General features: G+C 70.1%; 29 protein-coding genes. 13 read left to right on the forward strand and 16 right to left on the reverse strand.

The window, feature by feature from the left end:
• Positions 1-60 precede the first annotated feature (60 nt).
• The 3 genes from fusA (at position 61) to bsaP (ending at position 3,801) form a co-directional block, all read left to right on the forward strand.
• A complete protein-coding gene (gene fusA / locus D0T12_RS16005; protein ID WP_117400332.1) occupies positions 61-2,088 on the forward strand; it encodes an elongation factor G in 2,028 nt (675 codons plus the stop codon).
• Between the two features lie 142 nt (positions 2,089-2,230).
• Entirely contained in the window at positions 2,231-3,565 is a 1,335-nt protein-coding gene (locus tag D0T12_RS16010) for an acetyl-CoA carboxylase biotin carboxylase subunit (RefSeq protein WP_117400333.1), read from the forward strand.
• The gene (bsaP, locus tag D0T12_RS16015; RefSeq protein ID WP_117400334.1) at positions 3,562-3,801 is read left to right on the forward strand and encodes a biotin synthase auxiliary protein BsaP; all 240 of its coding nucleotides are present in this window, start codon (positions 3,562-3,564) and stop codon (positions 3,799-3,801) included. The genes D0T12_RS16010 and bsaP overlap by 4 nt, the downstream gene beginning before the upstream one ends.
• 110 nt (positions 3,802-3,911) lie before the next feature.
• On the opposite strand, the gene D0T12_RS16020 is transcribed toward bsaP, so the two are convergent.
• Together D0T12_RS16020 and D0T12_RS16025 are read right to left on the reverse strand one after the other, a co-directional pair.
• On the reverse strand, positions 3,912-4,415 hold the full coding sequence (locus tag D0T12_RS16020; RefSeq protein WP_117400335.1) for a GNAT family N-acetyltransferase: 504 nt from the start codon (positions 4,413-4,415) through the stop codon (positions 3,912-3,914).
• Between the two features lie 90 nt (positions 4,416-4,505).
• Positions 4,506-5,318 carry a hypothetical protein gene (locus tag D0T12_RS16025; protein WP_117400336.1) on the reverse strand — a complete coding sequence of 271 codons (813 nt, stop codon included), beginning with the start codon at positions 5,316-5,318 and terminating at the stop codon, positions 4,506-4,508.
• A gap of 103 nt (positions 5,319-5,421) precedes the next feature.
• Here D0T12_RS16025 and bioD point away from each other — a divergent pair, with 103 nt between their 5' ends.
• Both bioD and bioB read left to right on the forward strand, forming a co-directional pair.
• Positions 5,422-6,147, forward strand: a complete 726-nt coding sequence (gene bioD, locus D0T12_RS16030) for a dethiobiotin synthase (RefSeq protein WP_199487473.1) — start codon at positions 5,422-5,424, stop codon at positions 6,145-6,147.
• A gap of 3 nt (positions 6,148-6,150) precedes the next feature.
• A complete protein-coding gene (gene bioB / locus D0T12_RS16035; RefSeq protein WP_117400338.1) occupies positions 6,151-7,146 on the forward strand; it encodes a biotin synthase BioB in 996 nt (331 codons plus the stop codon).
• Positions 7,147-7,182: 36 nt separating this feature from the next.
• On the opposite strand, the gene D0T12_RS16040 is transcribed toward bioB, so the two are convergent.
• The 4 genes from D0T12_RS16040 to D0T12_RS16055 form a co-directional block, all read right to left on the reverse strand.
• The gene (locus tag D0T12_RS16040; RefSeq protein WP_117400339.1) at positions 7,183-7,440 is read right to left on the reverse strand and encodes a hypothetical protein; all 258 of its coding nucleotides are present in this window, start codon (positions 7,438-7,440) and stop codon (positions 7,183-7,185) included.
• Between the two features lie 29 nt (positions 7,441-7,469).
• A complete protein-coding gene (locus tag D0T12_RS16045; RefSeq protein WP_147339524.1) occupies positions 7,470-8,159 on the reverse strand; it encodes a Uma2 family endonuclease in 690 nt (229 codons plus the stop codon).
• Between the two features lie 97 nt (positions 8,160-8,256).
• Positions 8,257-9,000 (reverse strand): GntR family transcriptional regulator, encoded by a 744-nt coding sequence (locus D0T12_RS16050; protein WP_117400476.1) that lies wholly within the window; start codon positions 8,998-9,000, stop codon positions 8,257-8,259.
• 97 nt (positions 9,001-9,097) lie between these two features.
• Positions 9,098-10,270: an 8-amino-7-oxononanoate synthase gene (locus D0T12_RS16055; RefSeq protein ID WP_117400341.1), complete on the reverse strand. Its 1,173-nt coding sequence runs from the start codon at positions 10,268-10,270 to the stop codon at positions 9,098-9,100.
• 74 nt (positions 10,271-10,344) lie between these two features.
• Here D0T12_RS16055 and D0T12_RS16060 point away from each other — a divergent pair, with 74 nt between their 5' ends.
• Positions 10,345-12,018, forward strand: coding sequence for a sensor histidine kinase (locus D0T12_RS16060; protein ID WP_117400342.1), 1,674 nt, complete (start codon positions 10,345-10,347; stop codon positions 12,016-12,018).
• Between the two features lie 24 nt (positions 12,019-12,042).
• Here D0T12_RS16060 and D0T12_RS16065 read toward each other — a convergent pair whose 3' ends face one another.
• Complete coding sequence (locus D0T12_RS16065) at positions 12,043-12,291, reverse strand: WhiB family transcriptional regulator (protein WP_117400343.1); 249 nt, start codon at positions 12,289-12,291, stop codon at positions 12,043-12,045.
• Positions 12,292-12,582: 291 nt separating this feature from the next.
• Positions 12,583-13,515, reverse strand: coding sequence for a diacylglycerol/lipid kinase family protein (locus tag D0T12_RS16070; protein WP_325050813.1), 933 nt, complete (start codon positions 13,513-13,515; stop codon positions 12,583-12,585).
• 97 nt (positions 13,516-13,612) lie between these two features.
• Between D0T12_RS16070 and D0T12_RS16075 the strand changes: the two genes are divergently transcribed.
• Positions 13,613-14,152, forward strand: coding sequence for a hypothetical protein (locus tag D0T12_RS16075; protein WP_199487474.1), 540 nt, complete (start codon positions 13,613-13,615; stop codon positions 14,150-14,152).
• Between the two features lie 14 nt (positions 14,153-14,166).
• On the opposite strand, the gene D0T12_RS16080 is transcribed toward D0T12_RS16075, so the two are convergent.
• Both D0T12_RS16080 and D0T12_RS16085 read right to left on the reverse strand, forming a co-directional pair.
• Positions 14,167-14,925 (reverse strand): RNA polymerase sigma factor SigF, encoded by a 759-nt coding sequence (locus tag D0T12_RS16080; RefSeq protein WP_117400477.1) that lies wholly within the window; start codon positions 14,923-14,925, stop codon positions 14,167-14,169.
• Positions 14,926-14,975: 50 nt separating this feature from the next.
• Positions 14,976-15,404 (reverse strand): ATP-binding protein, encoded by a 429-nt coding sequence (locus D0T12_RS16085; RefSeq protein WP_117400345.1) that lies wholly within the window; start codon positions 15,402-15,404, stop codon positions 14,976-14,978.
• 430 nt (positions 15,405-15,834) lie between these two features.
• Between D0T12_RS16085 and D0T12_RS16090 the strand changes: the two genes are divergently transcribed.
• On the forward strand, positions 15,835-16,347 hold the full coding sequence (locus D0T12_RS16090; RefSeq protein WP_117400346.1) for a GNAT family N-acetyltransferase: 513 nt from the start codon (positions 15,835-15,837) through the stop codon (positions 16,345-16,347).
• Here the strand turns inward: D0T12_RS16090 and D0T12_RS34880 are convergent.
• Positions 16,302-16,580 carry a hypothetical protein gene (locus tag D0T12_RS34880; protein ID WP_147339525.1) on the reverse strand — a complete coding sequence of 93 codons (279 nt, stop codon included), beginning with the start codon at positions 16,578-16,580 and terminating at the stop codon, positions 16,302-16,304. The two genes, D0T12_RS16090 and D0T12_RS34880, sit on opposite strands and share 46 nt — an antisense overlap.
• Positions 16,581-16,735: 155 nt before the next feature.
• Positions 16,736-17,137 (reverse strand): superoxide dismutase, Ni, encoded by a 402-nt coding sequence (gene sodN / locus D0T12_RS16095; RefSeq protein WP_199487475.1) that lies wholly within the window; start codon positions 17,135-17,137, stop codon positions 16,736-16,738.
• Between the two features lie 172 nt (positions 17,138-17,309).
• On the opposite strand from sodN, the gene D0T12_RS16100 reads away from it, so the two are divergent.
• Positions 17,310-17,711 carry a S24 family peptidase gene (locus tag D0T12_RS16100; protein WP_267900405.1) on the forward strand — a complete coding sequence of 134 codons (402 nt, stop codon included), beginning with the start codon at positions 17,310-17,312 and terminating at the stop codon, positions 17,709-17,711.
• On the opposite strand, the gene D0T12_RS16105 is transcribed toward D0T12_RS16100, so the two are convergent.
• Positions 17,659-18,864, reverse strand: a complete 1,206-nt coding sequence (locus D0T12_RS16105) for an NAD(P)-dependent malic enzyme (RefSeq protein WP_117400348.1) — start codon at positions 18,862-18,864, stop codon at positions 17,659-17,661. The two genes, D0T12_RS16100 and D0T12_RS16105, sit on opposite strands and share 53 nt — an antisense overlap.
• A gap of 388 nt (positions 18,865-19,252) precedes the next feature.
• Here D0T12_RS16105 and D0T12_RS16110 point away from each other — a divergent pair, with 388 nt between their 5' ends.
• The 4 genes from D0T12_RS16110 to D0T12_RS16125 are packed head-to-tail and all read left to right on the forward strand — an operon-like array spanning position 19,253 to position 22,906.
• Positions 19,253-20,116, forward strand: a complete 864-nt coding sequence (locus D0T12_RS16110; RefSeq protein WP_233526093.1) for an ABC transporter substrate-binding protein — start codon at positions 19,253-19,255, stop codon at positions 20,114-20,116.
• A gap of 3 nt (positions 20,117-20,119) precedes the next feature.
• Positions 20,120-21,109 carry an amino acid ABC transporter permease gene (locus tag D0T12_RS16115; protein ID WP_117400350.1) on the forward strand — a complete coding sequence of 330 codons (990 nt, stop codon included), beginning with the start codon at positions 20,120-20,122 and terminating at the stop codon, positions 21,107-21,109.
• Positions 21,106-21,888 carry an amino acid ABC transporter ATP-binding protein gene (locus D0T12_RS16120; protein WP_117400351.1) on the forward strand — a complete coding sequence of 261 codons (783 nt, stop codon included), beginning with the start codon at positions 21,106-21,108 and terminating at the stop codon, positions 21,886-21,888. Before D0T12_RS16115 ends, D0T12_RS16120 begins: the two co-directional genes overlap by 4 nt.
• Positions 21,889-21,937: 49 nt before the next feature.
• A complete protein-coding gene (locus D0T12_RS16125; RefSeq protein WP_117400352.1) occupies positions 21,938-22,906 on the forward strand; it encodes a zinc-binding dehydrogenase in 969 nt (322 codons plus the stop codon).
• 9 nt (positions 22,907-22,915) lie between these two features.
• On the opposite strand, the gene D0T12_RS16130 is transcribed toward D0T12_RS16125, so the two are convergent.
• The 3 genes from D0T12_RS16130 to D0T12_RS16140 all read right to left on the reverse strand — a co-directional run bounded on the left by D0T12_RS16130 (position 22,916) and on the right by D0T12_RS16140 (position 24,740).
• The gene (locus D0T12_RS16130; RefSeq protein WP_117400353.1) at positions 22,916-23,644 is read right to left on the reverse strand and encodes a PadR family transcriptional regulator; all 729 of its coding nucleotides are present in this window, start codon (positions 23,642-23,644) and stop codon (positions 22,916-22,918) included.
• 7 nt (positions 23,645-23,651) lie between these two features.
• On the reverse strand, positions 23,652-24,476 hold the full coding sequence (locus D0T12_RS16135; protein WP_117400479.1) for a DUF4097 family beta strand repeat-containing protein: 825 nt from the start codon (positions 24,474-24,476) through the stop codon (positions 23,652-23,654).
• 84 nt (positions 24,477-24,560) lie between these two features.
• On the reverse strand, positions 24,561-24,740 hold the full coding sequence (locus D0T12_RS16140; protein WP_117400354.1) for a DUF6104 family protein: 180 nt from the start codon (positions 24,738-24,740) through the stop codon (positions 24,561-24,563).
• Positions 24,741-24,772: the final 32 nt, after the last annotated feature.

Here is a 24,772-nt window from a genome sequence, read left to right on the forward strand (position 1 = left end):
AGCCGCATAAACGATCTTGTATTGCGGCGGTCGTCATCAGAGAGAAGAGGAGGATCCCCGATGACAACCACGGTTCGCAGCCTCACCACCGTCCGCAACATCGGGATCATGGCGCACATCGACGCCGGAAAGACGACGACCGCCGAGCGCATCCTGTTCTTCACCGGCGTGTCGCGCCGCATCGGCGAGGTGCACGACGGCGCCGCCGCGCTGGACTTCCTGAAACAGGAACGCGACCGCGGCATCACGATCACGTCCGCCGCGACGACCTGCCATTGGACGGTCGACGGCACCGAGCACACCCTCAACCTGATCGACACGCCCGGACATGTCGACTTCACCATCGAGGTCGAACGGTGTCTGCGCGTCCTCGACGGCGCCGTGACGGTGTTCGACGGCGTCGCGGGCGTCGAACCGCAGTCGGAGACGGTGTGGCGGCAGGCCGACCGGTACGGGGTGCCACGGATCTGCTTCGTCAACAAGATGGACCGCGCCGGCGCCGACCTCCACCGCTGCGTCGGCATGATCCGGGAGCGGCTCGGCGCCGTCCCGCTGGTCATGCAGCTTCCGATCGGGGCCGAGGCCGGGTTCGAGGGCGTCGTCGACCTGGTGTCCGGGCGGGCGCACGTCTGGCCGGACGACCGGCACACGGTCGTCGACGTCCCTGCCGACCTGGCCGAGGACGCCCGGCGGTGGCGGGCCGCGCTGGTCGAGACGGTCGCCGAGCACGACGAGGAGCTCATGGACCTGTACCTCGGCGGCACGGAACCGTCGCCGGAGCAGGTGCACGCGGCGATCAGGCGGCTGACGGTCGCGTCCGTCGTGACACCCGTGTTCTGCGGCAGCGCGTACCGGAACAAGGGCGTCCAGCCGCTGCTGGACGCCGTCGTCCGGTACCTGCCGTCGCCGCTGGACGTCGACACCGCGCACGGCGTGCCGGACGACGACGCGCCGCTGTCCGCGCTCGCCTTCAAGATCATGACCGATCGTTTCCTCGGGCGGCTCACCTTCGTCCGGATCTACTCCGGGCGGCTGGTGTCCGGCGCCTCGGCGCTGAACAGCGTCAAGGCGCGCAAGGAGCGCATCGGCAAGATCTACCGGGTGCACGCGGGCGACCGGGAGGAGATCGGGTCGGCGGGCGCGGGCGACATCGTCGCCGTCATGGGCCTGAAACGGACCACGACCGGCGAGACGCTGTGCGACGCCGACCATCCGGTGATCCTGGAGTCGATGGACTTCCCGGCCCCGGTCATCGAGGTCGCGGTCGAACCGACGTCGAAGGGCGACCTGGACAGGCTGGGCGTCGCCCTCCGGCGGCTGGCGGAGGAGGACCCGTCCTTCCAGGTCCGCGAGGACGGCGGGCAGACCGTCATCGGCGGCATGGGCGAACTCCACCTGGAGATCCTCATCGACCGGATGAAGGAGGAGTTCCAGGTCGACGCCGGAGTCGGCCGTCCCCGCGTCGCCTACCGCGAGACGATCCGGCGTCCGGTGCGCGATGTCGACCACCTGCACCGCAAGCAGGACGGCGGCAAGGGCCAGTACGCGAAGGTGCGGATCGCCGTCGAGCCGATCGAGGACGGGTACGAGTTCGTCAACAAGGTCACCGGCGGGCGGATCCCGCGGGAGTTCATCCCGTCCGTGGACGCGGGGTGCCAGGAGGCGATGCACACGGGCGTCCTCACCGGACACGAGATGACCGGCGTGCGGGTCACCCTGCTCGACGGCGACTTCCACCCGATCGACTCGTCCGAACTCGCCTTCAGGGTCGCCGGTTCGATGGCGTTCAAGGAGGCCGTCCGCCGCGCGTCGCCGGTGCTGCTCGAACCGGTCATGGCCGTCGAGGTCACCGTCCCGGACGACCATCTGGGCTCGGTGATCGGCGACCTCAACCGGCGCCGCGGCCGGGTCGAGGGGACCGGGGAGCGGGCCGGGGCCCGGATCGTCCGCGCCCTGGTGCCGCTGTCGGAGATGTTCGGCTATGTCGGTGACCTGCGCGGCATGACGTCGGGCCGAGGCGTGTTCGTCATGGAGTTCGACTCCTACGCCGAGGTCCCGCCCTCGGTCGCGCGGACGCTCGGCGCCTGACCGGTGGCACGGACGGCGGGGACACGGTCCCCGCCGTCCCGCCGGGCGGGCGGCCGAAGCGCGGCACCACGGCGCCCGAGAAACCGCTAGTCTCGGCCGGGTCGGGGCACCCGGCCCCGGAGACCGCGAGGGGGTTGCGCTGGTGTTCGAGTCCGTGCTCGTGGCGAACCGCGGCGAGATCGCCGGCCGGATCGTCCACACCGCCCGCGCGATGGGCGTCAAGGCCATCGCCGTGTACGCGGACGCCGACGCCGACCTGCCGTTCGTCGCCGAGGCGGACGAGGCCATCCTCATCGGCCCCGCCGACCCCGCCCGCAGCTACCTGAACGTCCCGGCGATCCTGGAGGCCGCGCACCGCACGAACGCGCAGGCCGTCCACCCCGGCTGCGGATACCTCGCCGAGAACGCCGACCTCGCCCGGGCCGTCGTCGACCGCGGCCTCCACTGGATCGGTCCGCCGCCGCTCACCGTCGCCCGGATGAGCGACAAGATCAACGCCCGGAACCTGATGAAGGAGGCGGGCCTTCCCGTCGCCCCCGGCGTGTGGGAGCCCGTCCCGGACGTCGAGACCGCCGTCGAGGAGGCCGAGCGCATCGGCTACCCGGTGATGGTGAAACCCGCCGCCGGCGCGGGCGGCGTCGGCCTCGCCGCCGCCCACGACGAGACGACGCTGCGCGCCGCGTACGCCATGGCCCGCGCCGACGCCGAACACGTCTTCGGGCAGGGCGACATCCTGCTCGAACGGTACGTGGCGGGCGCCCGGCACGTCGAGGTGCAGATCCTCGGCCTCGCCGACGGCGCCGTCGTCGCGCTCGGCGAACGGGACTGCTCCGTCCAGCTCGGCCGCCAGAAGATCGCCGGGGAGACCCCGTCGCCGGGTGTCGCCGCGCCGCTGCGCGAGCGGATGCTCGCCGCCGCCGTCCACGCGGCCGAGACGGTCGGCCACCGCGGCGCCGGCACCGTCGAGTTCCTCGTCGACCCCGCCGCGCAGGAGTACTACTTCCTGGAGATGAACACCCGGCTCACCACCGAGCACCCGATCACCGAACTCGTCACCGGAATCGACCTCGTCGAGCAGCAGTTCCGCGTCGCCGCCGGCGAACCCGTGTCCTTCACGGACGCGGCCCCGCACGGACACGCCATCGAGTTCCGCGTCCACGCCGAACACGGGTCCGCTCCCTCACCTGAGGAGATCAAGGTGTGGGAGGAGCCCGTCGGCGACGGCATCCGCATCGACGCCGGGTACGCCGAGGGCAACACCGTCACCGCGCACTACGACTCGCTGCTCGCGAAGCTGTCCGTCCACGGCGACGACCGCGCCCACGCCCTGCGCCGGGCCCGCGCCGCCCTCGACGCGTTCCGCATCGAGGGGCCGCGCACCAACCTGCCGTTCCTGAGCGCACTCCTGGACCATCCCGAATTCGCGGCCGGAACCTACGACACCGCCATCGTGGAACGCATGAACGGCCACCGATGACCGACCCGCAGGACCACCCCGTCGCCCCCTACTGCGACCGCTGCGGAGAACCCACCGCGACCTCAGACCACACCACCTGCCGCGCCGCCCGCGAACTGGAACCGCCCCGCTACTGCCCCCACTGCCGCCGCCGCATGATCGTCCAAGTCAGCCCACTGGCCTGGACGGCCCACTGCACCTGTTCATTCAATCTCGATCAGGGCTGCTCGCCTGGCGGCTCGCAACCCTGCTCGTGATTGTGCGAGCGCTGCATCGCTTCGCGATCTGGTCAAGGAGGCTCACCTTCGGCGTCGCCTCCTCGACCAGTTAACGCGCTCGCGCGGTGGCCGACGTTTCTGACAGGCCCCTAGAGCTTGAGCGTGTATGTCAGGAGGTTGACCCCTGGCTCTACCTCCCAGTCGCGGTCGGGGGTGCGGACGAATCCCATGCGCTCGTACATGCGGTGCGCCTGCGTCATGTTCGGCTGGGTCGACAGCCGGAGTCCGGTGAGCCCGGCCGCGCGGGCCCGGTCCACGCAGGCCCGCACCAGGGCCCGTCCGAGGCCGTGGCCGCGCGCCTTGTCCAGGACGGCGAGCATCCGGAACTCCGCCTCGTCCGGCCCGGCCAGCGCCGCGTAGGGGCTGCCGGGCGGGCAGTACGTCACGGCCCCGCCGATCTCGCCGCCGATCTCGGCGACGAGCAGCTCCGACTCGGCGGCGCGGCTTGCGGTGTCCCGGAGCTTGCTTATGTAGGGCGACGTGGGCGACATCAGCCCGCCGCCGACATAGACCTCCACGGTCAGCTCACCGATGAGGTCGTACTCGTCCGCCCGCGCCGCCCGGACGACCACCTCACCGTCCGAATACGACATCGTTCCTATGTCACCACTTCCCTTGTGCACAGGAAAGTGTATGCATGAACAACCGTCTTGCCTTGATCGCACCCGGCGGGAGCGCGAGATCTAGATGACGTCCTGACAGGTGGACTCGGCGGGCAGGAGAGGGCGGAGCCGCACGGAGTACGTCTTGCCCTCGCTGCGCCAGACGGTGTCGGGCGCAGTGGCGGGGAGCTTCGACGCCGGGACGACCGTGCAGAGGGCGCCCGCCGCCTCCTCGCCCCTGGCGAGCGGGGCGAGGGGCCAGTTCTTGACCTTGGCGCCGCCGCTGGTCTCGCCCGCCAGGACGGCCGTCTTCTCCGGCCGGTACGGCTTGGGCGGTGCGGCCTGGTCGGACGCGGGCCAGGAACGCGGGTCGAGCCGCTTGAGGAACCTCGCCTCCGGGGCGCTCGCGGACTCGGACCCGGGCTGGATGACACGGGTCGTGGCGTCGCCCATCGTGATCTCGGCGATGATCGCGTCCATGATCCGGTCGGAGCCGACGGTGTGGGAGCGGCCCAGACCGGCGTCGCGGGCCTCGTCGAGGAGCCGCCGGAGCGCCTCCGGCTTGAGCCGGTACTCCGTCAGCTCGTACTGCGGCGGGCCGGACGACACGACCGCGCGTCCGGTGGAGAACAGGGAGAACTCCGGGACGCTGCCGGGGCCGCCGAGCCCGGCGATACCGCCGGTCTCGCGCCAACGCAGGACGAGCTTCTCTTCGGCGGGGGAGTCCTTGGCGGGGGACCCGGTCGTGGGAACCGTGGCGGACGTGGCGGGTGCGGAGGACGACGGCCCGGCCGTCTCGGAGCCGTCGCCGCAGGAGGTCAACGCCGCGCAGGCCGCGACGGCCACGGCGGCGAACGCCGGCACCCGGTGGGAGCGTGTGTGTGAACCGGCCATGACTCTTGGACGCTCCACCGCGCCGCCCGGTTCCGCGTGGTTCCGCCGGGGGAGGGGATGCGGGCGTCGTGGCCGTGCCGGGGCCGCGCTAGTGTGCCGCCTTGTGAGTGTGCTCGTGGTGACCGGGACGTGTACGGGTGTCGGCAAGACCGTCGTCACCGCGGCATTGGCAGCGGTCGCCGCCGCGCGGGGCGCGTCCGTCGCGGTCGTCAAACCCGGCCAGACCGGTGTCGGCGTCGGGGAGCCCGGTGACGTGGACGAGGTCCGGCGCCTCGCCGCCGTCGACGACGTGCACGAGCTGGCCCGATTCCCCGACCCGCTGTCGCCCGCCGCGGCGGCCCGGCGCGCCGGTCTCCCGCCCGTCCGGCTGGCCGACGCGGCGAACCGCGTCCGGGACCTGTCCGGCGACCGTCGCCTGGTGCTGGTCGAGGGCGCGGGAGGTCTCCTCGTCCGCTACGACGAGGAGGGCGCCACGATCGCGGACCTGGCGCACGAGGTCGGCGCCGCCGCCGTCGTCGTGACCCGTCCCGACCTCGGCACCCTCAACCACACGGCGCTGACGCTGGAGGCGATGGCGCACCGCGGCGTCGAACTCGCGGGCGTCGTCGTCGGCGCGTGGCCGGACGACCCGGACCTCGCGATGCGCAGCAACATCCGCGACCTGGAGACCATCGCGGCCCGGCCGCTGTCGGGCGTTCTACCGGCGGGGGCGGGCGCGCTCGACCCGGCGGAGTTCCTCCTGACCGCGCACCGCGGCCTGGCCCCCTCGTTCGGCGGCGCGTTCGACCCCGCCGAGTTCCGCGACCGTCACGGCCCCGACAAGGAGTAACACGTGACCGACATCCTCGAAGTCGCCCGCCGCCAGGTTTTGGACGAGGGAACGGGACTGTCCGCCGAGCAGGTCCTGGAGTGCCTCACCCTCCCCGACGACCGGCTGGAGGCCCTGCTCGCCGTCGCCCACGAGGTGCGGATGCGGTGGTGCGGGCCGGAGGTCGAGGTCGAGGGCATCGTGTCGTTGAAGACCGGCGGCTGCCCCGAGGACTGCCATTTCTGCTCGCAGTCCGGCAGGTTCGAATCACCGGTCCGATCGGTGTGGCTGAACATCCCGGACCTGGTCGAGGCGGCGAAGGAGACCGCGCGGACCGGCGCGACCGAGTTCTGCATCGTCGCGGCCGTCCGCGGCCCCGACGAACGGCTGATGGCCCAGGTCCGCGACGGCATCACCGCCATCAACGACGCCGTGGAGATCAACATCGCGTGTTCGCTCGGAATGCTCACCCAGGAGCAGGTGGACGAGCTGGCCGCGATGGGCGTCCACCGCTACAACCACAACCTGGAGACGGCCCGCTCCCACTTCCCGAACGTCGTCACCACCCACACGTGGGAGGAACGCTGGGACACGCTCCGCATGGTGAAGGACGCCGGAATGGAGGTGTGCTGCGGCGGCATCGTCGGCATGGGCGAATCGGTCGAGCAGCGCGCCGAGTTCGCCGGTCAGCTCGCCGAACTGGACCCCGACGAGGTTCCGCTGAACTTCCTCGCCCCGCGTCCCGGCACCCCGTTCGCCGACTTCCCGCTGGTCGAGGGCACCGAGGCGCTGAAGACGATCGCCGCGTTCCGCCTCGCCCTGCCCCGCACCATCCTCCGCTACGCGGGCGGCCGTGAACTCACCCTCGGCGACCTCGGCACCCGCGACGGAATGCTCGGCGGCATCAACGCCCTCATCGTCGGCAACTACCTCACCACCCTCGGCCGCCCCGCCGCCAAGGACCTGGAACTCCTCAGCACGCTGAAAATGCCCATCAAGGCCCTCAGCCAGACCCTGTGACCCTCATGGTGAGCACGTGGCCCGTCAGCCGCGCGTTCACACGATATGGATCATCCGCTCCCGGATGATGCGACGAAGGTGGTAGAGCACGGTCTTGCCGTCGACGCCTTCGGCCCAGGAGATGCCGACCTCGGTGAGTTTCCCCTCGTCCTGATGATCGAGGACCTCGATGCTGGCTTCCTCTGGCAGGAAGAGGTGTTCCCGGACCTCTTCGGCGGTCATGTCGCGGGGGTCCTTGGGGTAGACCACACCATGAACGACAATCTTGGTCCGTTGGTCGACCGTCGTGGCCATGGGGGGAATCCTGGCCGCTGCTTCCTGCTCTACTTCTTCCACGGCTGCCAACGCCTAGTCTCGATCTCGACGTTGAACGGCTCCGGCAACTGGATCGTCTCGCCGAACTCCCACGACTCCCGATGTAGGTAAGCGCCCGTGGAGCGGTCTGGGATGCAGTAGAGGGTCGTCTTGGCCTCCTTCGGTGATCGATCGACGAGAAGGTAGTAGGGGATCTCGACTTGGGCGTAGCGGGACCATTTGTTGGGTTCCGCCAGTCGGCGCCCGCTTGTCGGTGGGCGGTCCTGTTCGGAGTTGCCGGGCGAGGTGACTTCGACCACCATCTCGATCTCGTCAGGCGACAGCCCGAAAGCGTCGGCGTTGGCGGCCGCTTTCAGCACGTCCGCCGCCAGAACGACGAGATCGGGGATCGCGGACTTGCCCGCCGTCTCTCGCCACAGGTTGACGACCTGCGTGGGCACCCATGGGACGTCGCGGTCCCTCGACGGGGCGGTCGTCAACGCCGTGCTGATGTCGGTGAGAATCCCTGCATGCGCCACGGTCGGTGCCGGTGACACGACGATCTGACCCCCGATGATCTCGACCCGTATACCTTCGTACGGAAGATCGAGAAGGTCCTCCACTTCGCCGCGCACCCACATGTCCCACAGGGTGTTGTCGGACAGGTCGTCAAGGTTGAAAACCAAGGTCTCCGCCACGTTCTGCGACCTTTCCCTCACGATCTGCTCCCGGTCATCGTAGAGAAGGTTTGTACTCAGCGTAGCCAGATCCTTCGAACTTGTGGTCGAAAATCTGGACGCGGTGGGCTGGCCGGGGTCAGCGGCGGAGGCGGGTGACGAACTTGTAGCGGTCGCCTCGGTAGAGGGACTGGGCCCACTCGACGGGCTGGCCCGTGGTGTCGAAGGCGTGCCGGGAGAGCAGCAGCATGGGGAGGCCGACGTCCACGCCGAGGAGTTGCGCGTCGTGGGGGGTGGCGAGGACGGTCTCGATCGTCTCCTCGGCCTCGGTGAGGTGGACGTCGTAGGCGGTGGCGAGCGTCTCGTACAGGGAGCGGTGGCGGGGGAGTTCGCGGCGCAGGCCGGGGAAGCGGCGGGCCGGCAGGTGCGAGGTGTCGATGGACATGGCCTCGCCGTCGGCGAGGCGGAGCCGGTGGACGCGCAGGACACGGCCGCCGGGGCGGATGGCGAGGAGGGTGGCGAGGCGTTCGTCGGCGCTGACGTAGCCGGCGTCCAGGATGCGGGTCTCGGGGCGGAGCCCGTGGTGCCGCATGTCCTCGGTGTAACTGACGAGCTGGAGTTCCTGCGACACCTTCGGCTTGGCGACGAAGGTGCCCTTGCCCTGGATGCGTTGCAGGCGCCCCTCGACGACGAGTTCGGTGAGGGCCTGGCGGACGGTCGTACGGGACGTCTCGTACTTCTCGGCGAGAGCCCGTTCGGGAGGCAGCGGACTGCCCGGGGGAAGCGACTGGATCAGCTCGACCAGAAGCTCTTTGAGTTTGTAGTACTTGGGAATGCGGGGTGCCTGGTTCGGGTGGCGTTTCCCGACGTCACCCAGCGGCACCCGGTCGTACCCGTGCTCGAATCCGCCCCCGTGCCGGGGCCCGCCCCTGACCTCCGTCACGGCATCTCCTCACGTTCATCACCGGTTTTCCCCGATGTTACGTGTGAAGACTACGGCCGGTAGAACAGGCGATCTTCGCCAGGGCCTCTCGGAGGTGGACGAGGTCCGATTCGTCCAGTGTGGCGCGTGCGGTGAGACGCAGGCACGCACGGCCCACGGGGACGGACGGCGGCCGGAAGCAGCCGACGTGAAGGCCGTGTTCGGCGCAGATCCCGGCGGCGTGGACGGCGACGTGCGGTTCGCCGAGGAACACCGGGACGACGGCCGCGGCCGGGTCGGCGGTCTCCAGGCCGGAACCGGCCGCGAGGTCCGCGATCCGGCGGGCCCGGTCGCGGGCGCGGACGGGAAGGCCGGGATCTGTTTCGAGGATGTCGAGGGCGGCGAGCGCGGCCCCGGCGGCGGGCGGGTTGAGGCCGGTGTCGAAGATGAACGACCGGCCGGTGTCGACCAGGGTGTCGATCACCTCGGGGGCGCCGAGGACGGCGCCGCCCTGCGCCGCCAGCGACTTCGACAGCGTGACGGTGAGGATCACGTCGGGTTCGCCCGCGAGGCCCGCGGCGTGCGCGGCGCCGCGGCCGTGGTCGCCGACGACGCCGAGCGCGTGCGCCTCGTCGACGATCAGCAGCGCGCCGTGCGCCCGGACGGCGGTGTGGAGGTCCCGCAGCGGCGCGAGGTCGCCGTCCACGGAGAACACGGCGTCGGTGACGACGACCGCGTGCTCCTCGTCCCTGTCCGCGAGGGCCCTTTCGACGGCGACGACGTCGCGGTGCGGGACGATCGCGACCCGTGATCGGGACAGCCGGCACGCGTCCACGATCGAGGCGTGGTTGACCCGGTCGGACACCACGAGCGTGCCCGGCCCGGCGAGGGCGGTGACGGCGCCGAGGTTGGCGAGGAAGCCGGAGGAGAACACGAGCCCGGCGGCGCTGCCGGTGAACGCGGCGAGCCGCCGGTCCAGTTCGGCGTGCAGTTCCGTCGTTCCGGTGACGAGGCGGGAACCGGTCGAGCCGGTGCCCCACGCCCGGGCGGCGGCGACGGCGCCCTCGACGACGCGGGGGTCGGAGGCGAGCCCGAGATAGTCGTTGGACGCCAGGTCCACGAGCCCGCCGGGGCCGCCGTGCCGGGGACGCAGCGTCCGGCGCAGCCCGGCCTCGGCGCGCCGCGCCGCCGCGTCACGGAGCCTGGCCAGCGGATCCCCTGCTGCGAACATGCGGGAATTCTTCCAGGTCGCCCGGATTCGGGGTGCGGGCCGGGGCACCAAAACCCATCGGCGATGATGGTGGCGTGCCTACCTTGACCGATCTTGTCCGCGATCACAGCGATCTCGCGGCCGCCGACCTGGAGTGGCTGCACGCGCTGGTGTCCGACTGGCAGCTCCTCGCCGACCTGTCGTTCGCGGACCTGCTGCTCTGGGTGCCGTTGCGGTCGGCGGACGCGCTGGACGCCGCCGCGCCGGACACCGACCGGCACTCCCGCGGCGCCCGGCGTGCCGCGCCGGACCCGGGGGCGAGCGTTCCGGGCTGGGTGGCGATCGCGCAGATGCGGCCGACGACCGGGCCGACCGCCTACCCGGAGGACCTCGTCGGGAAGATCGTCCGGACGGGACGGCGCGGGCTGATCGACGTGGCCTGGCGCGAGGGACGGATCGTCCGGGAGGGCGACCCCGAGTGGGGCAGCGGCATTCCCGTCCGGGAGGAGTCGATCCCGGTGCGGCGCGCCGACAAGGTCCTCGGCGTGATCCAGCGGAGCACGAACCTCAGCTCCGCCCGCACCCCGAGCCGGCTGGAACTGACGTACCTACAGAGCGCCAGCGATCTCGCGACCATGATCTGCGAGGGGACGTTCCCCGCGTCGGACGACGGGCCCAACATGGTCCGTTCGCCGCGCGTCGGCGACGGCCTGATGCGATTGGACCGCTCCGGCCGCGTCGTCTACGCCAGCCCGAATGCGCAGTCGGCGTACCGGCGGCTCGGCTACCCGGCCGACCTGGTGGGCGAGGCGCTCGGGCAGGTCACCGCCGACCTGTGCGACACGGGGGAGCCGCGGGAGGAGGCGCTGAGCGTCGTGCTGTCGGGCCGGGCGCCCCGCGAGGTCGAGGTGGAGGCGCACGGGTCGATCATGCAGCTCCGGACGATCCCGCTGGTCGTCAGCGAGGAGCGGATCGGCGCGATCGTGCTGTGCCGGGACGTCACCGAGCTGCGGTGGCGTGACCGGGAGCTGCTGTCCAAGGACGCCACCATCCGGGAGATCCATCACCGGGTGAAGAACAACCTGCAGACGGTCGCGGCGCTGCTGCGGCTCCAGGCGCGGCGGTTGCAGATCCCGGAGGGGCGGGCGGCGCTGGACGAGGCGGTCCGCCGCGTCGGGTCCATCGCGATCGTGCACGAGACGCTGTCGCACACCCCCGACGAGCTGATCGACTTCGACGACATCGCGGACCGGGTCATCACGATGGCGGCGGAGGTCTCCACCCCGGAGACCAAGGTCACGCCGAAGCGGACCGGCAGCTTCGGGGTGCTGCCCGCCGAGATCGCCACACCGTTGGCGATGGCGCTCACCGAGCTGCTCCAGAACGCACTGGAACACGGTCTGGCGAACCGCTTCGGAACCCTCGAAGTGGTCGCGCGCCGCTCCGGCGACGGCGACCACCCAGCCGAGCGTGAGGCTCCGGGCCGGAACATTCCCGGCGGTGAGGGGTCGGGGAGTGGGGGGACGGACGACGAGGGCGGCCGGCTCGTCACGGTCGTCGCCGATGACGGCGTCGGCCTTCCCGAGGACTTCGACGTGGAGGGCGCCACCAGCCTCGGCCTTCAGATCGTCCGAACGCTGATCGTCGGGGAGTTGGGCGGTCGCCTCGACTTCCGGCCCCGGCCCGGCGGCGGCACCGAGGTGGTGGTGGACGTGCCCCTCACCAACCCGCAGTTCCAGCGGCGCCAGCCACCGCCCGGGACGGCCTGAGACGCGGCCTCGGATTGGGGGCGGTCAGACGCGTGCGCGGGCCCGGGAGACACGGCGGCGCAGGGCACGGCGCTCGTCCTCGCCCATGCCGCCCCACACGCCCGACTCCTGGCCGGACTCCAGCGCCCAGCGCAGACAGGCGTCGGTCACGTCGCAGCGGCGACACACCTGCTTGGCCTCTTCGATCTGGAGAATCGCGGGTCCGGTGTTGCCGATCGGGAAGAACAACTCGGGGTCCACGTCACGGCAGGCTGCGCGGTGGCGCCAGTCCATGCGGTCCACTCCTTCGTCGGGTAGTGGAGGAACTCCACTCTTGTGAACGATTTCACATGTCGCGAACACCCGGGTGGCGGTAGCCAGGTCCAGGGTGAATGTTCGGCGGCGCTGCGAGACGGAGACCGACGGCGTTGGGGCCTCTCATCGGCGGGCGCACTTTGAGCGTGTCAGGGGGGCGCCGGGCGACGCAAGACCTTTGAGAAAGGATTCTCAAAGTATGGGTGTCGCATGTGTCACACCCGGAGGTCAGACCTGTTACTTGGCTCTCACCTGGCAGGCCATACGGAGTCAAATGACGATGCGTATCGCCTTCGGGACCGACCGGAACGTCACATCGCGCTGCTCGCCAAGGTAGTCGCCGTCCAACTGAAAGGCCATCGGACGCTCCGCGCGCAATGTGACCTCCGCGGCGTCGTGCACGTTCACCACGTGTCGTCCCAGGACGGGACGGTGCCGCGCGGTCAGCATCTGCGCCACCGCGCCGAGCGTCGGACCGACGTCCAGTGAACGCATTCCGAACACGTCCAGCCCCCGGGAGAAGTTCGCCTTGGGACTCGGATTCACCGGAAGGCGACCCATGAAAGTCCACGGCGACGTATTCGAGATGAAAGCAAGGAACAGTCCAGTTTTTGGCGGACGTCCCGGTTGTTCCAAAGTGAGGGCCGGACGCCGCCGATCGGTCCCGGAGAAGAAATGCCGGAGCGCCGTCTGGACGTACAACGAGTTGTACGCCGTCGCCCCCGCCGCGCGGCGCCGCTCCACCTCCCGGACGACCTCCGCGTCCAACCCGACACCCGCGCAGAACGTGAAGAAGCGTTCCCCACCGTCCGGATGGGACGCCGTGCCCAGCCCGATCGTCCGGTACCGCCCCGCCCGCAGCGCCTCCAGCACCGCCTTCGTCGCGCCGATCGGATCCCCCGGCAGGCCGAGCGTCCGCGCGAACACGTTCGTGCTCCCCGTCGGCAACACCGCGAGCGCAGGCACATCCGGCGACGGTCCCTCCGCCAGAAGCCCGTTCACCGCCTCGTTCACCGTCCCGTCCCCACCCAGCGTGATCACGACGTCGTAGCCGTCCACCGCCGCCTGCCGGGACAACTCCATCGCATGACCGCGATGGCCCGTCTCCGCGAGAACCAGATCGAGATCACCGGAGAACGCCCGGATGAGAATGTCACGGGCCCGCCGGGAGGTGGAGGTCGCCATGGGGTTGGCGATGAGCATCGCGCGCACGGCGCCAGGGTATCGACCGTTCCGGATGCGTTCGCCCCGCCTCCGCCTCCGCGCCACGCCCCACCCCGGGCGAGTAGGGTTTCGGGTTGTGTCGAAACGTCCCATCACCGTGCGGGCCGCCGCCGCCCTCGAAGCCCTCGAAGGCGCCGGCGCCATCGGATTCGGCGTCTACACCGGCGTCGAGACGGCCACCGGCGCCGCCGTCGACGAGGCCAGCGCCATCGGCGTCACCGTCCTCGCCCTCGCCGGCGGACTCGGCATGCTCGCCTGCGCCCGCGGACTCCTGCGCGCCGACCAGTGGAGCCGCGCCCCCACGGTCCTCACCCAACTGTTCGCCCTGCCCATCGCCTGGTCCCTGTGGCAGTCCGAACGACCCGCCATCGCCATCCCCATGGGCGTCGTCGCCGTCCTCGCCCTCATCGCCGTCCTCAGCCCGCCCAGCACCGCCTGGCTCCTCGAAGACGACGACGACACCGAACCCGGCGACGACCGTGAAGACGGACAAGCCGTCGAAGCGGCCCCGAAACCCACACCGAAGGCCGTCGAGCCCGCGCCACGCCCCAGCGAACCCCGCAGCCTCGGGCAGCGCCTCAAAGACCGCCTCAAAGAACAGCCCACCAAGGACTGACCCGGGCCCCGGCCCTACTCGTCGGCGGTGAGACCCTCCCGGAGCTGCGCCAACGTCCGCGCCAGCAACCGGGAAACGTGCATCTGCGAGATGCCGAGCTCCGCCGCGATCTGCGACTGCGTCATGTTCCCGAAGAACCGCAACAGAAGAATCTTCTTCTCCCGCGCCGGAAGCTTCTCCAACAGCGGCTTCAACGACTCGCGGTACTCGACGCCCTCCAGCGACTCGTCCACCATCCCGAGCGAATCGGCCACCGCCGGAGCGTCCTCGTCCCCCGAATCCGGCGCGTCCAACGACACCGTGGAATAGGCGTTGGCGGACTCCAGGCCCTCCAACACCTCCTCCTCGCTCATCTGGAGATGCGCCGCCAGCTCGCTCACCGTCGGAGCGCGGCCCTCCCGCTGCGCGAGATCACTGATCGCCTTCGTCAGCGACAGCTTCAACTCCTGCAGCCGCCGCGGCACCCGCACCGCCCAGCCCTTGTCGCGGAAATGCCGCTTGATCTCACCGACGATCGTGGGCGTGGCGTACGTCGAGAACTCCACACCCCGCTCCAGATCGAACCGGTCGATCGACTTGATCAAACCGATCGTGGCGACCTGGATGAGATCGTCCAGCCACTCACCGCGGTTACGGAACCGGCGGGCGAGATACTCCACCAGCGGAAGATGCAACTCCACCAGCTCATCACGGATGCGCTGACGCTCCGGATCGCCCTCCGGCAGGACCGCGAGGCGCTCGAACAAGGCACGCGCCCGAGCACGGTCCGGCACCGCGCTGTCGGACCGCTCGTTGCCCGCACCGGCGATCGTCGTCTTCTCCGTCACGAGACCCCCGCCGAACCGCGGCGCTTCTGCAGCGTCACGGTGACCCGGTCGTCGGCGCCCGCCTGAGCGTCCACCTCGCCCGCCAGCGACGACAGCACCGTCCACGCGAACGTGTCGCGGCTCGGCACCTCACCGTCCACCGTGAGCACCGAGACGGAGATGCGCATCGCGTCCCCCGTCAACTCGAACTCGCACACCAGGTCCGTCCCCGGCAGCGCCTGGGCCAGCAGCATCGCGCACGCCTCATCGACGGCGATACGCAGGTCCTCTATCTCATCCAGCGTGAAGTCCAACCTCGCCGCGAGACCCGCGGTCGCGGTCCGCAGGACGGACAGGTAGGCGCTCGCGGCAGGCAACTTCACCGTCACCACGTCGCGGACGGACAACTTCGTACTGGTCGGCATTGCAGCGGTTTCCTCGGTCACGTCACTCCCTCGCAGGATGGTCCCGCTGCTACCGAAACTACCGCCTGAGAGCACCACTGCGAGACTTCGCCGCGCTGTGTTTATTTGTAGTACGTGACGGCTGAGGCCCTGGAGGGCCTCAGCCGTCACGTACTACGTGCGATCGCTGCATCGCTTCGGCTCGCCTTGCGGCTCGCTGCGCGATCAGGTTCTCGCAGGCTCGAACCTGCCTTCGGACGCGATCGCAAACCTTGAGGTTGTCGGGGGTTGCTGTGGTGGCTGGGGTTGGCGCGTCTGTGGGTGCGGGTGGGTGTGTCCGTGGGTGCGGGGGGTGCGTCTGTGGGTGTGGGGGATACGTCCGTGGGTGCGGGGGTTTGGGGGGACGCGGGGGTGTGATCGTGGGGGTGGTTGCGCTGGGGTTTGGGGGGGTTGAGTCTTGTAGCCTGCTCTGGTGATTCGGGGTGCTGTGGTTGAGGACATTCCTGAGATCTTGCGGTTGATCCGGGAGCTTGCGGAGTACGAGCGGAGCCTGGACTCGGTGAAGGCGACCGAGGAGCAGGTGCGGGAGAGTCTCTTTGGGGACGATCCCGCGGTCTTCGCTCATGTGGCGGAGCATGAGGGGCGCGTTGTCGGGTTCGCTGTGTGGTTTCTCACGTACTCGACCTGGAACGGGACGCATGGGATCTATCTGGAGGATCTCTATGTGGAGCCGGGGGTGCGGGGGTTCGGGTATGGGAAGGCGTTGCTGAGCGAGTTGGCGCGGATCGCTGATGAGCGTAGGTATGGGCGCGTTGAGTGGTCTGTTCTCACGTGGAACGAGCCGGCTATCGCGTTCTACGAGGCGATGGGGGCTCGGCCGCAGGACGAGTGGACGGTGTACCGGCTTACCGGGGACGCCATCGCCGCGGCTGCGGGTGATCAACGGTCGCGGACCGAGCACACCGGGCAGGGCGCTTCGGCGTAGTTGCCGCCCGCTACGACCACGCCCGCGCCCAGACAGTGCGGGCACAGGCCCGAACTCCGGACCGCCGGATGTTCCCATACGGCCCGTGGTTCGTCGTCGGGCGGTTCGGTGTTGCCGCCGACCTGTTTGCGGCCCTGGCAGAGCGCGCACAACAGGCGGAGGGAGCCTAGGCGCTCCTCTCCCGTTCCGCCGCACTCCGGGCACTCGATCTCGTCGCTCACACGCACCGCCACGTTCGCAGTCCGCGCCGGGCACGACCTTGCCCGGACACCCACCTAGAAGAATGACCGGCGCATGCCCCGGTGGGCAACGCTCTTTTCGGAACCGGGGTGGTCGGGCACGGCTGAGGCCCGGCCCCGGTGGGGTCGGGCCTCTACGGTCGCGCGGGTCAGGCCTGCTTGGTCTCCCAGAAGATCTTGTCGATCTCCGCGATCTTGGCGAGCAGCTCGTCCGCGACCTTGACGTCCATGCTGCCCTTGGTGCCGGAGGCCCCCGCCAGCTTGGTGGCCTCGTTGAACAGCTGGTGGAGCTGCGGGTACTTCTCGAAGTGCGGCGGCTTGAAGTAGTCGGTCCACAGGACCCACAGGTGTTCCTTGACGAGCTGCGAGCGCTGCTCCTTGATCAGGATCGCGCGGGCGCGGAACTCCGGGTCGTCGTTGGCCGCGTACTTCTCGGCGATCGCCTTGACCGACTCGGCCTCGATCCGGGCCTGCGCCGGGTCGTAGACGCCGCACGGCAGGTCGCAGTGCGCGGACACCGTGGTCTTCGGGCGCAGAAGCTTGAGCAACACCTGCGAATCCCTTCCCTCGTTGCGGATCATGCTCAGGTCACCGACATTACCCTTGTGGCACCGGGGCCGTCCGGCCAGGGCGCTCGGTAATTCGGCCTAAGACCCGGGGTCTGGCCCCGGAAATACTTCATGACCGCCGTCCGTCGATGTATGCGGGCGGTTGAGGAGGAGCATGTGGCGTCCGGCGGTCTGGTTGATCGGCGTGGCCTTGCTGGTTCGGGCGCGGCGGCGGTTGATGACCGTCGAGGTGGCCGGCGAGTCGATGGCGCCTGGATTGTGGCCGGGGGACTGGTTGCTCGTGCGTGTCGGTGTTCGGCCCGGTGTCGGTGATCTCGTCGTGGCGCGGCACCCTGAGCGGGGGGACGTTCTCATCGTCAAGCGGGCGACCCGTCGGTCGGGGGACGGGTGGTGGCTGGAGAGCGACAACCAGAGTGCGCCGGGACGGCGTGACAGTTGGGACTTCGGCGCCGTCCCCGACGCGCTCATCGTCGGACGGGTCGTCGGACGCTACTGGCCGCTGTTCACACGCGGGCGACGCCGTCGCGGCGGGCCTGCTCGGCCACGGCCTCGGTGACGGCGGGGGCCACCCGCTCGTCGAAGGGGCCGGGGATCACGTAGTCGGGGGAGAGGTCCTCGCCGACGATGTCGGCGAGGGCGGTCGCCGCCGCGAGCTTCATGCCCTCGGTGATCGAGTGGGCGCGGACGTCCAGGGCGCCGCGGAAGATGCCGGGGAACGCCAGGACGTTGTTGATCTGGTTGGGATAGTCGCTGCGGCCCGTGGCGACCACCCTGGCGTGCCGGCGCGCCACCTCCGGGTGGACCTCCGGGGTGGGGTTGGAGAGGGCGAAGACGATCGCGTCGTCCGACATCGTGGCGATGCACGACTCCCGGACGGTGCTGCCGGACAGGCCGAGGAACACGTCCGCGCCGCGCAGCGCCTCCTCGGTGGAGCCCTTCAACTTCGACCGGTTGGTGATGGCGGCGATCTGCTCCTTCGACGGGTTCAGGCCGTCCCGTCCCTCGTAGATGATGCCCTTGCTGTCGGAGAGGGCGATATCGCCGATGCCCGCCTCGATGAGGATCCGGGAGACCGCGATGCCCGAGGCGCCCGCTCCGGCGACGACCGCGCGCAGGTCCGACAGGGGGCGTCCGACCAGGCGGGCCGCGTTGGTGAGGGCGGCGAGCACCACGATCGCGGTGCCGTGCTGGTCGTCGTGGAAGACGGGGATGTCGAGCGCGTCGCGGAGCCGGTCCTCGATCTCGAAGCACCGGGGCGCGCTGATGTCCTCCAGGTTGATGCCGCCGAAGCTCGGCGCCATCCGGACCACCGTGTCGACGATCTCGTCGACGTCCGTGCAGCTCAGCGCGATCGGCACGGAGTCGACCCCGGCGAACTCCTTGAACAGCAGGGACTTGCCCTCCATCACCGGCATGGACGCGGCGGGGCCGATGTCACCGAGGCCGAGCACGGCGGTGCCGTCGGTGACGACGGCGACGACCCGGGACGACCACGTGTAGTCGTACGCCAGCTCCGGGCGGTCGGCGATCGCCGTGCAGACGCGGGCGACGCCGGGTGTGTAGGCCAGGGAAAGGTCGTCCTTGTTACGGACGGGGATGGTCGAGCGCATCTCCAGCTTTCCGCCACGATGCAGTGGAAAGGCCGGATCGTCGTCCAGTGAGGACGGATCGGTGGAAACGGGCTGAGCGGACACGGCGACCCCTGTCATCGGAAAACTGGCTCTCTTGGATGCCGCCGAGGTGGAGTGGTGTGGTGGCCGGTCACCCGGTGGTCATCTCGTGCGACGAACGGGGGTCACCCGTTGTCCGATTGTGCCATACCCGCTGTCGCGGGCCCGTCGGCCGGGGTGGTGGCGACAGTCACGTGGGCGTTGCCGACCTGTAGCCGTCCGGTTGCCGTCCGTGGGGTAGAGGAGGGTTGCTGTACCGGTCCGGGGCCCGCTCGTTGCGCTATTGTTTCGCACCCTTTATCCGGATCATGGAAGTTGTGGTGAAAGATGTGCACCTGACCTTTGGATCTACGCGGATCCGACGCAACCATCTGGAGGGGGACCAGTGATCACCGGTTCTCTGCGCCGTCACGGAATCGTGACGGGCGTGCTTGTGCTGACGGGCGCGCTCGCGCTGTCGGCCTGCGGCGAGAAGAAGGACGACACGGGTGCGGGCCCGTCGATCACCGCTTCGGGCGGCGTCGACCAGGGACTGGTCGCCATGGTCCCGGACTCGATCAAGTCGGACGGCAAGATCGTGATCGGCGTGGACTCGTCCTACGCTCCGAACGAGTTCCTGGAGGCCGACGGGAAGACCGTCGTCGGCTGGGACCGGGAGCTGTTCGACGCGGTGGCCGCCAAGCTCGGACTCAAGACCGAATGGGTCACCAGCAAGTTCGACGACATCATTCCGGGCGTCCAGTCCGGCAAGTACGAGGCGGGCGTCTCCTCGTTCACCATCAACGACGAGCGCAAGAAGGCCGTCACCATGGTGAGCTACTTCAACGCGGGCACCCAGTGGGCGACCAAGAAGGGCAACCCCGCGGGCATCCAGCCCGACAACGCGTGCGGCAAGAAGGTCGCCGTGCAGAAGGCCACCGTCCAGGTCGAGGACGTCCAGAAGCGGTCGAAGGCCTGCACGGACGCCGGGAAGCCCGCGATCACGATCGACCAGTACCAGGGGCAGGACCAGGCGACCGCGGCCATCGTGTCCGGCAAGGACGACGCCGGGCTCGCCGACTCGCCGATCATCGCCTACGCGGTGCAGAAGACCAACGGCCAGCTCGAACTGCTCGGCGACATCTACGAGGCCGCCCCGTACGGCTTCGTCGTGGCCAAGGAGCAGTCACGGTTCGCCAAGGCCATCGCCGGGGCCACCAAGTCGCTCCAGGGTGACGGCACCTACAAGAAGATCCTGGAGAAGTGGAACGTCCAGGCCGGTGCCCTCAACGATTCGGTCGTGAACCCCTAGACCATGACCGATCTCTCCAAGGACACGCCGGACCCGGCGCGGCCCGAGGCCATCAAGGCCGTGCCGGTCCGGCACCCCGGCCGCTGGGTGGCGGTGGTCGTCATCGCCGTCCTGGCCGCGATGTTCGTCAACATGCTGGTGACGAACGAGAACTTCAAATGGTCGTTCATCGTCGACAACGCGTTCCGGCCCAACATCGTCGAGGGGGTCTGGACCACCATCGCGCTGACCGTGCTGGCGATGGTGATCGGCGTGCTCTTCGGGATCGTGCTCGCCGTGATGCGGCTGTCGGACAACCCCATCCTCAGCGGTGTCGCCTGGCTCTACACGTGGTTCTTCCGGGCCGTCCCCCGGCTGGTGCTCGCCATCCTCTTCGGCAACATGGGGATCCTGTACGCGAAGTACCACATCGGCGGCGTGCCGTTCGCGGGCCCGCTCGGCGACCTGATGGGCGTCGACATCGACGGGACGCTGTTCACCGTCGACGCGCGCACGCTGCTGAGCGGCTTCATGGCCGGTCTGCTGGCGCTCGCGCTCTCGGAGGCCGCCTACATGGCGGAGATCGTGCGGGCCGGGATCCTGTCGGTCGACCCGGGCCAGGAGGAGGCCGCGGGCGCCCTCGGGATGTCGCGGGCGCTGACCCTGCGCCGGATCATCCTGCCGCAGGCCATGCGGGTCATCATCCCGCCGACCGGCAACGAGACCATCGCGATGCTGAAGGACACCTCGCTGGTGGCCTTCGTGCCGGTCACCAACGAGCTGTTCTTCCAACTCCAGGCGGTGGGCTCCCGGACGTTCAACGTCTTCCCGATGCTCGTCGCGGCCTGCATGTGGTACCTGATCCTGACCAGTTTCCTGCTCGCGGGCCAGTTCTTCATCGAGCGGCACTTCGCCCGCGGCGCGGGAGAGCAGCCCAGGGACAAGCGGACGGCCCTGCGCGCCCTCGGTTTCGGTAGCGGAGGCGGAGCCGCAGGGGGAGGTGGCGGAGCATGAGCACGGCGGACGAGACCGGCGGTCTGATGGTCAGGGCCGAGGCGGTGCACAAGAGCTTCGGACGGCTCGAAGTGCTCCGCGGAATCGATCTGGAGGTCAAGTCCGGCGAGGTGATGTGCGTCGTCGGGCCGTCCGGGTCGGGCAAGTCCACGTTCCTGCGCTGCATCAACCACCTGGAGAAGATCGACGCGGGACGGCTGTGGGTGAACGGTCACCTGGTCGGCTACCGGGAGTCGGGCGGCAGGCTCTACGAGCTGCGCGACCGGGAGGTGGCCGCGCAGCGCCGTGACATCGGCATGGTCTTCCAGCGGTTCAACCTGTTCCCGCACATGACGGCGCTGGAGAACATCATGGAGGCGCCGTACCGGGTGAAGCGGCAGCCGAAGGCGGAGGTCAGGTCGCGTTCCCTCGCGCTGCTGGAGCGCGTGGGGCTGAGCGACAAGGCGGGCAGCTACCCGGCGCAGCTGTCGGGCGGGCAGCAGCAGCGGGTCGCGATCGCGCGGGCGCTCGCGATGGAGCCCGCGCTGATGCTGTTCGACGAGCCGACCTCGGCGCTGGACCCCGAGCTGGTCGGCGAGGTCCTGGAGGTCATGAAGCAGCTCGCGCTCGACGGCATGACCATGGTCGTGGTGACGCACGAGATGGGCTTCGCGCGTGAGGTCGGCGACTCGCTGGTGTTCATGGACGGCGGTGTCGTCGTCGAGCAGGGCACGCCCGGCGACGTCCTGACCGAACCGCGCCACCCCCGCACCCGGGATTTCCTGTCCAAGGTGCTCTGACCGGGGGCCGGACCATTTCGGACATGGGGCGGAGGACTATCGTGCGTCCATGTTCGCTGTCACGGCTACGCAGATCGACGCAGACAATCCGCTGGACGGGCTGACGACCGGGGAGCGGCCCGACCCCGAGGTGCCGGACGGCTGGACGACCGTCACGGTGCGGGCCGCCGCGCTCAACCATCACGACCTGTGGTCGCTCAAGGGGGTCGGGCTGTCCGCCGACCGGCTCCCGATGATCCTCGGCTGCGACGCGGCCGGGGTCGACGAGGACGGCAACGAGGTCATCGTGCACGCCGTGATCGGCGACCCGGACCGGGGCGGCGGCGACGAGACCCTCGACCCGAAGCGTTCGCTGCTGTCGGAGGTCCACCCCGGGACGCTGGCGGAGAAGGTCGCGGTGCCGCGCCGCAACCTCGTCCCGAAGCCCGCCGGGCTGTCGTTCGAGGAGGCGGCCTGCCTGCCGACGGCCTGGCTCACCGCGTACCGGATGCTGTTCGCCAGGGCGGAACTGGAGCCGGGGGCGTCGGTGCTGGTGCAGGGCGCGGGCGGCGGGGTCGCGAGCGCGGCGATCGCGCTGGCGTCGGCGGCCGGATTCCGCGTCTACGCGACCAGCCGCAGCGAGGCCAAGCGCGAGCGGGCGCTGGAGCTGGGCGCGGACGCGGCGTTCGAGCCGGGCGCGCGGCTGCCCGAGCGCGTGGACGCCGTCATCGAGACGGTCGGGCAGGCGACCTGGTCGCATTCGCTGAAGTCGCTGCGGCCCGGCGGCCGGATCGTGGTGTCCGGCGCGACCAGCGGGCAGGTGCCCCCCGCGGAGCTGAACCGGGTGTTCTTCCTCCAGCTTTCGGTGGTCGGATCCACGATGGGGACGCGTGACCAGCTGGAGCGGCTGGCGCGGTTCCTCGTCAAAACGGGGACCAGGCCGCTGATCGACCGGACGCTGCCGCTGAGCCGGGCGCGGGAGGGGTTCGCCGCGATGGCCGACGGCGACCTCTTCGGCAAGATCGTCTTCACGCCCTGAGGGCCGGGGTCAGGCCCGGTCGGCGCGGCGGAGGACCTCGGCCTTCAGCCGCTCGCGGGTCTCGTCCAGAAGGGTCTGGGCGGCGGCGAGGCCGTCGTCGTCCAGACCCGACGCCGCCGCGGCCTCGCGGACGTCCTCGACGAACGTGCGGAGCAGACGCTCCAGCTTGAGCCGGGCGACGTCCTCGCGGGTGCCGGTCGCCGTCTTCCAGGCGTCCTCCCAGTTCCGCCGCCACTCCTCCTTCCACGCCTGCCGCTGCTCGCGCCAGTACTCCTTGTGGCGTTTCCACTCCTCCTTCTGGCGCTCGCCGGTCTCCTTCCACGCGTCCTTGGACGTGGCCTTGCCCTGGGTGCGCATCGTCCGGGCGGCCTGGGTCAGCTCCTCGCGCAGCGACCGGACGGTCTGCCGGACGTCCTCCTGCACGCCGCGGGCGAACTCCTGCGCCGACGCGGAGATCTCCTCCTCCAACTCGGCCAGCTCGTCCATCCGGCGTTCCAGCTCCTCGCGGCCCTTGTCGGTCAGCGAGTACACCTTCTTGCCCTTGATCACCTCATGGGTGACCAGGCCGTCCGACTCCAGCCGCGCGAGCCGCGGGTAGATCGTGCCGGGGGACGGCGAGTACACCCCGAGAAACCGGTCCTGGAGGAGCCGGATCACCTCGTAGCCGTGGCGCGGGCTCTCCTCCAGCAGCTTCAGCAGGTACAGCCGCAGGCGACCGTGGCCGAATACGGGGCTCACGTGATCCTCACTTGTCCCTTCGCGGGGTGGTGGTGTCGGGGGCGTCGTCGTTCCGCCCGATGAGGGTGATCGAGCCGGACACCGTGTTGACGGTGAGGCGCGCCGAGCCGTTCCCGAGCGTCCCGGCCCGGCCACGGGCGACGAGGCTCTCCTGCTCGTCGAGTTCCGGGAACGTCGTCTCGATCCTGCCGGCCGCCGAGCTCAGGCCGACCCGCGCGTCGGCGGAGTCGGGGATCCGCAGCGCCACCCCGCCGGACACGGTGGTGACCTCGACCACGCCGTCGCCGGACAGGGCCGCGTCGGCGGCGATCCGCCCGCTGACCGTCCGCGCCGTCAGCCGGTCGACGGTCCCGCCCGCCAGGGACAGGTCACCGGAGACCGAGACGAACGAGACCGCGCCGTCCAGACCCTGCGCCTCGATCCTGCCGGTGACGGTGCCCGCGTCGATCGCGCCCGCCACCCCGTCGAGCGTCACGTCGCCGGAGACGCTCTTGACGGACGTCCGGGACGTCATGCCGGTCACGACCGCGTCCGCCGACACGAGGTTGAGGCCGACCGGGCAGTCGTGCGGGACGGTCACCGTGACGTCCGCGCGGCACGGCTCGGTGCGCAGCCAGCTCAGCACGCCCTCCCACACCCTCTCGTGGGTGATCGTCAACATGCCCGCGTCATGGGTGACCAGCAGGGGAGGGCCCTCCACGTCGCCGACGATGACGGCCGGCCGCTCGTCGGAGGCGAGCACCGAGACGTGCCCCGCGATCAACGTGGTCCGCAGCGCGACCACGCCGTCGAAGTCCAGGGTGGTCGGTTCGTCGATCGTCCAGCGCGACATCGCGATCTGCCCTTCCGTCCGAGCGGCCTCCCCGAACACGATATGTCGCGTTCAAGGAAAGTCAAGATGTATCGCGTCAGGGGGTCAGTCGTCCTCGACGTCGTCCAGCCTGGCCAGCCAGGTGGCGAGCCGCTCGACGGGCGTCTCGAACTCGGGGTTCAGGTCGACGAACTCGCGCAGCCGCTCGGCCAGCCACGTCAGGCTGACCTCCTCGGCGCCGCGCCGGTCCGCCAGCTCCTCGATGCCCCGGTCGGTGAAGTACATCGCCTCGTTCTCTTTCCTGCCGAACAACTCCC

It is taken from the genome of Actinomadura spongiicola, from assembly GCF_003432485.1.
GTDB classification, from domain to species: Bacteria; Actinomycetota; Actinomycetes; order Streptosporangiales; family Streptosporangiaceae; genus Spirillospora; species Spirillospora spongiicola.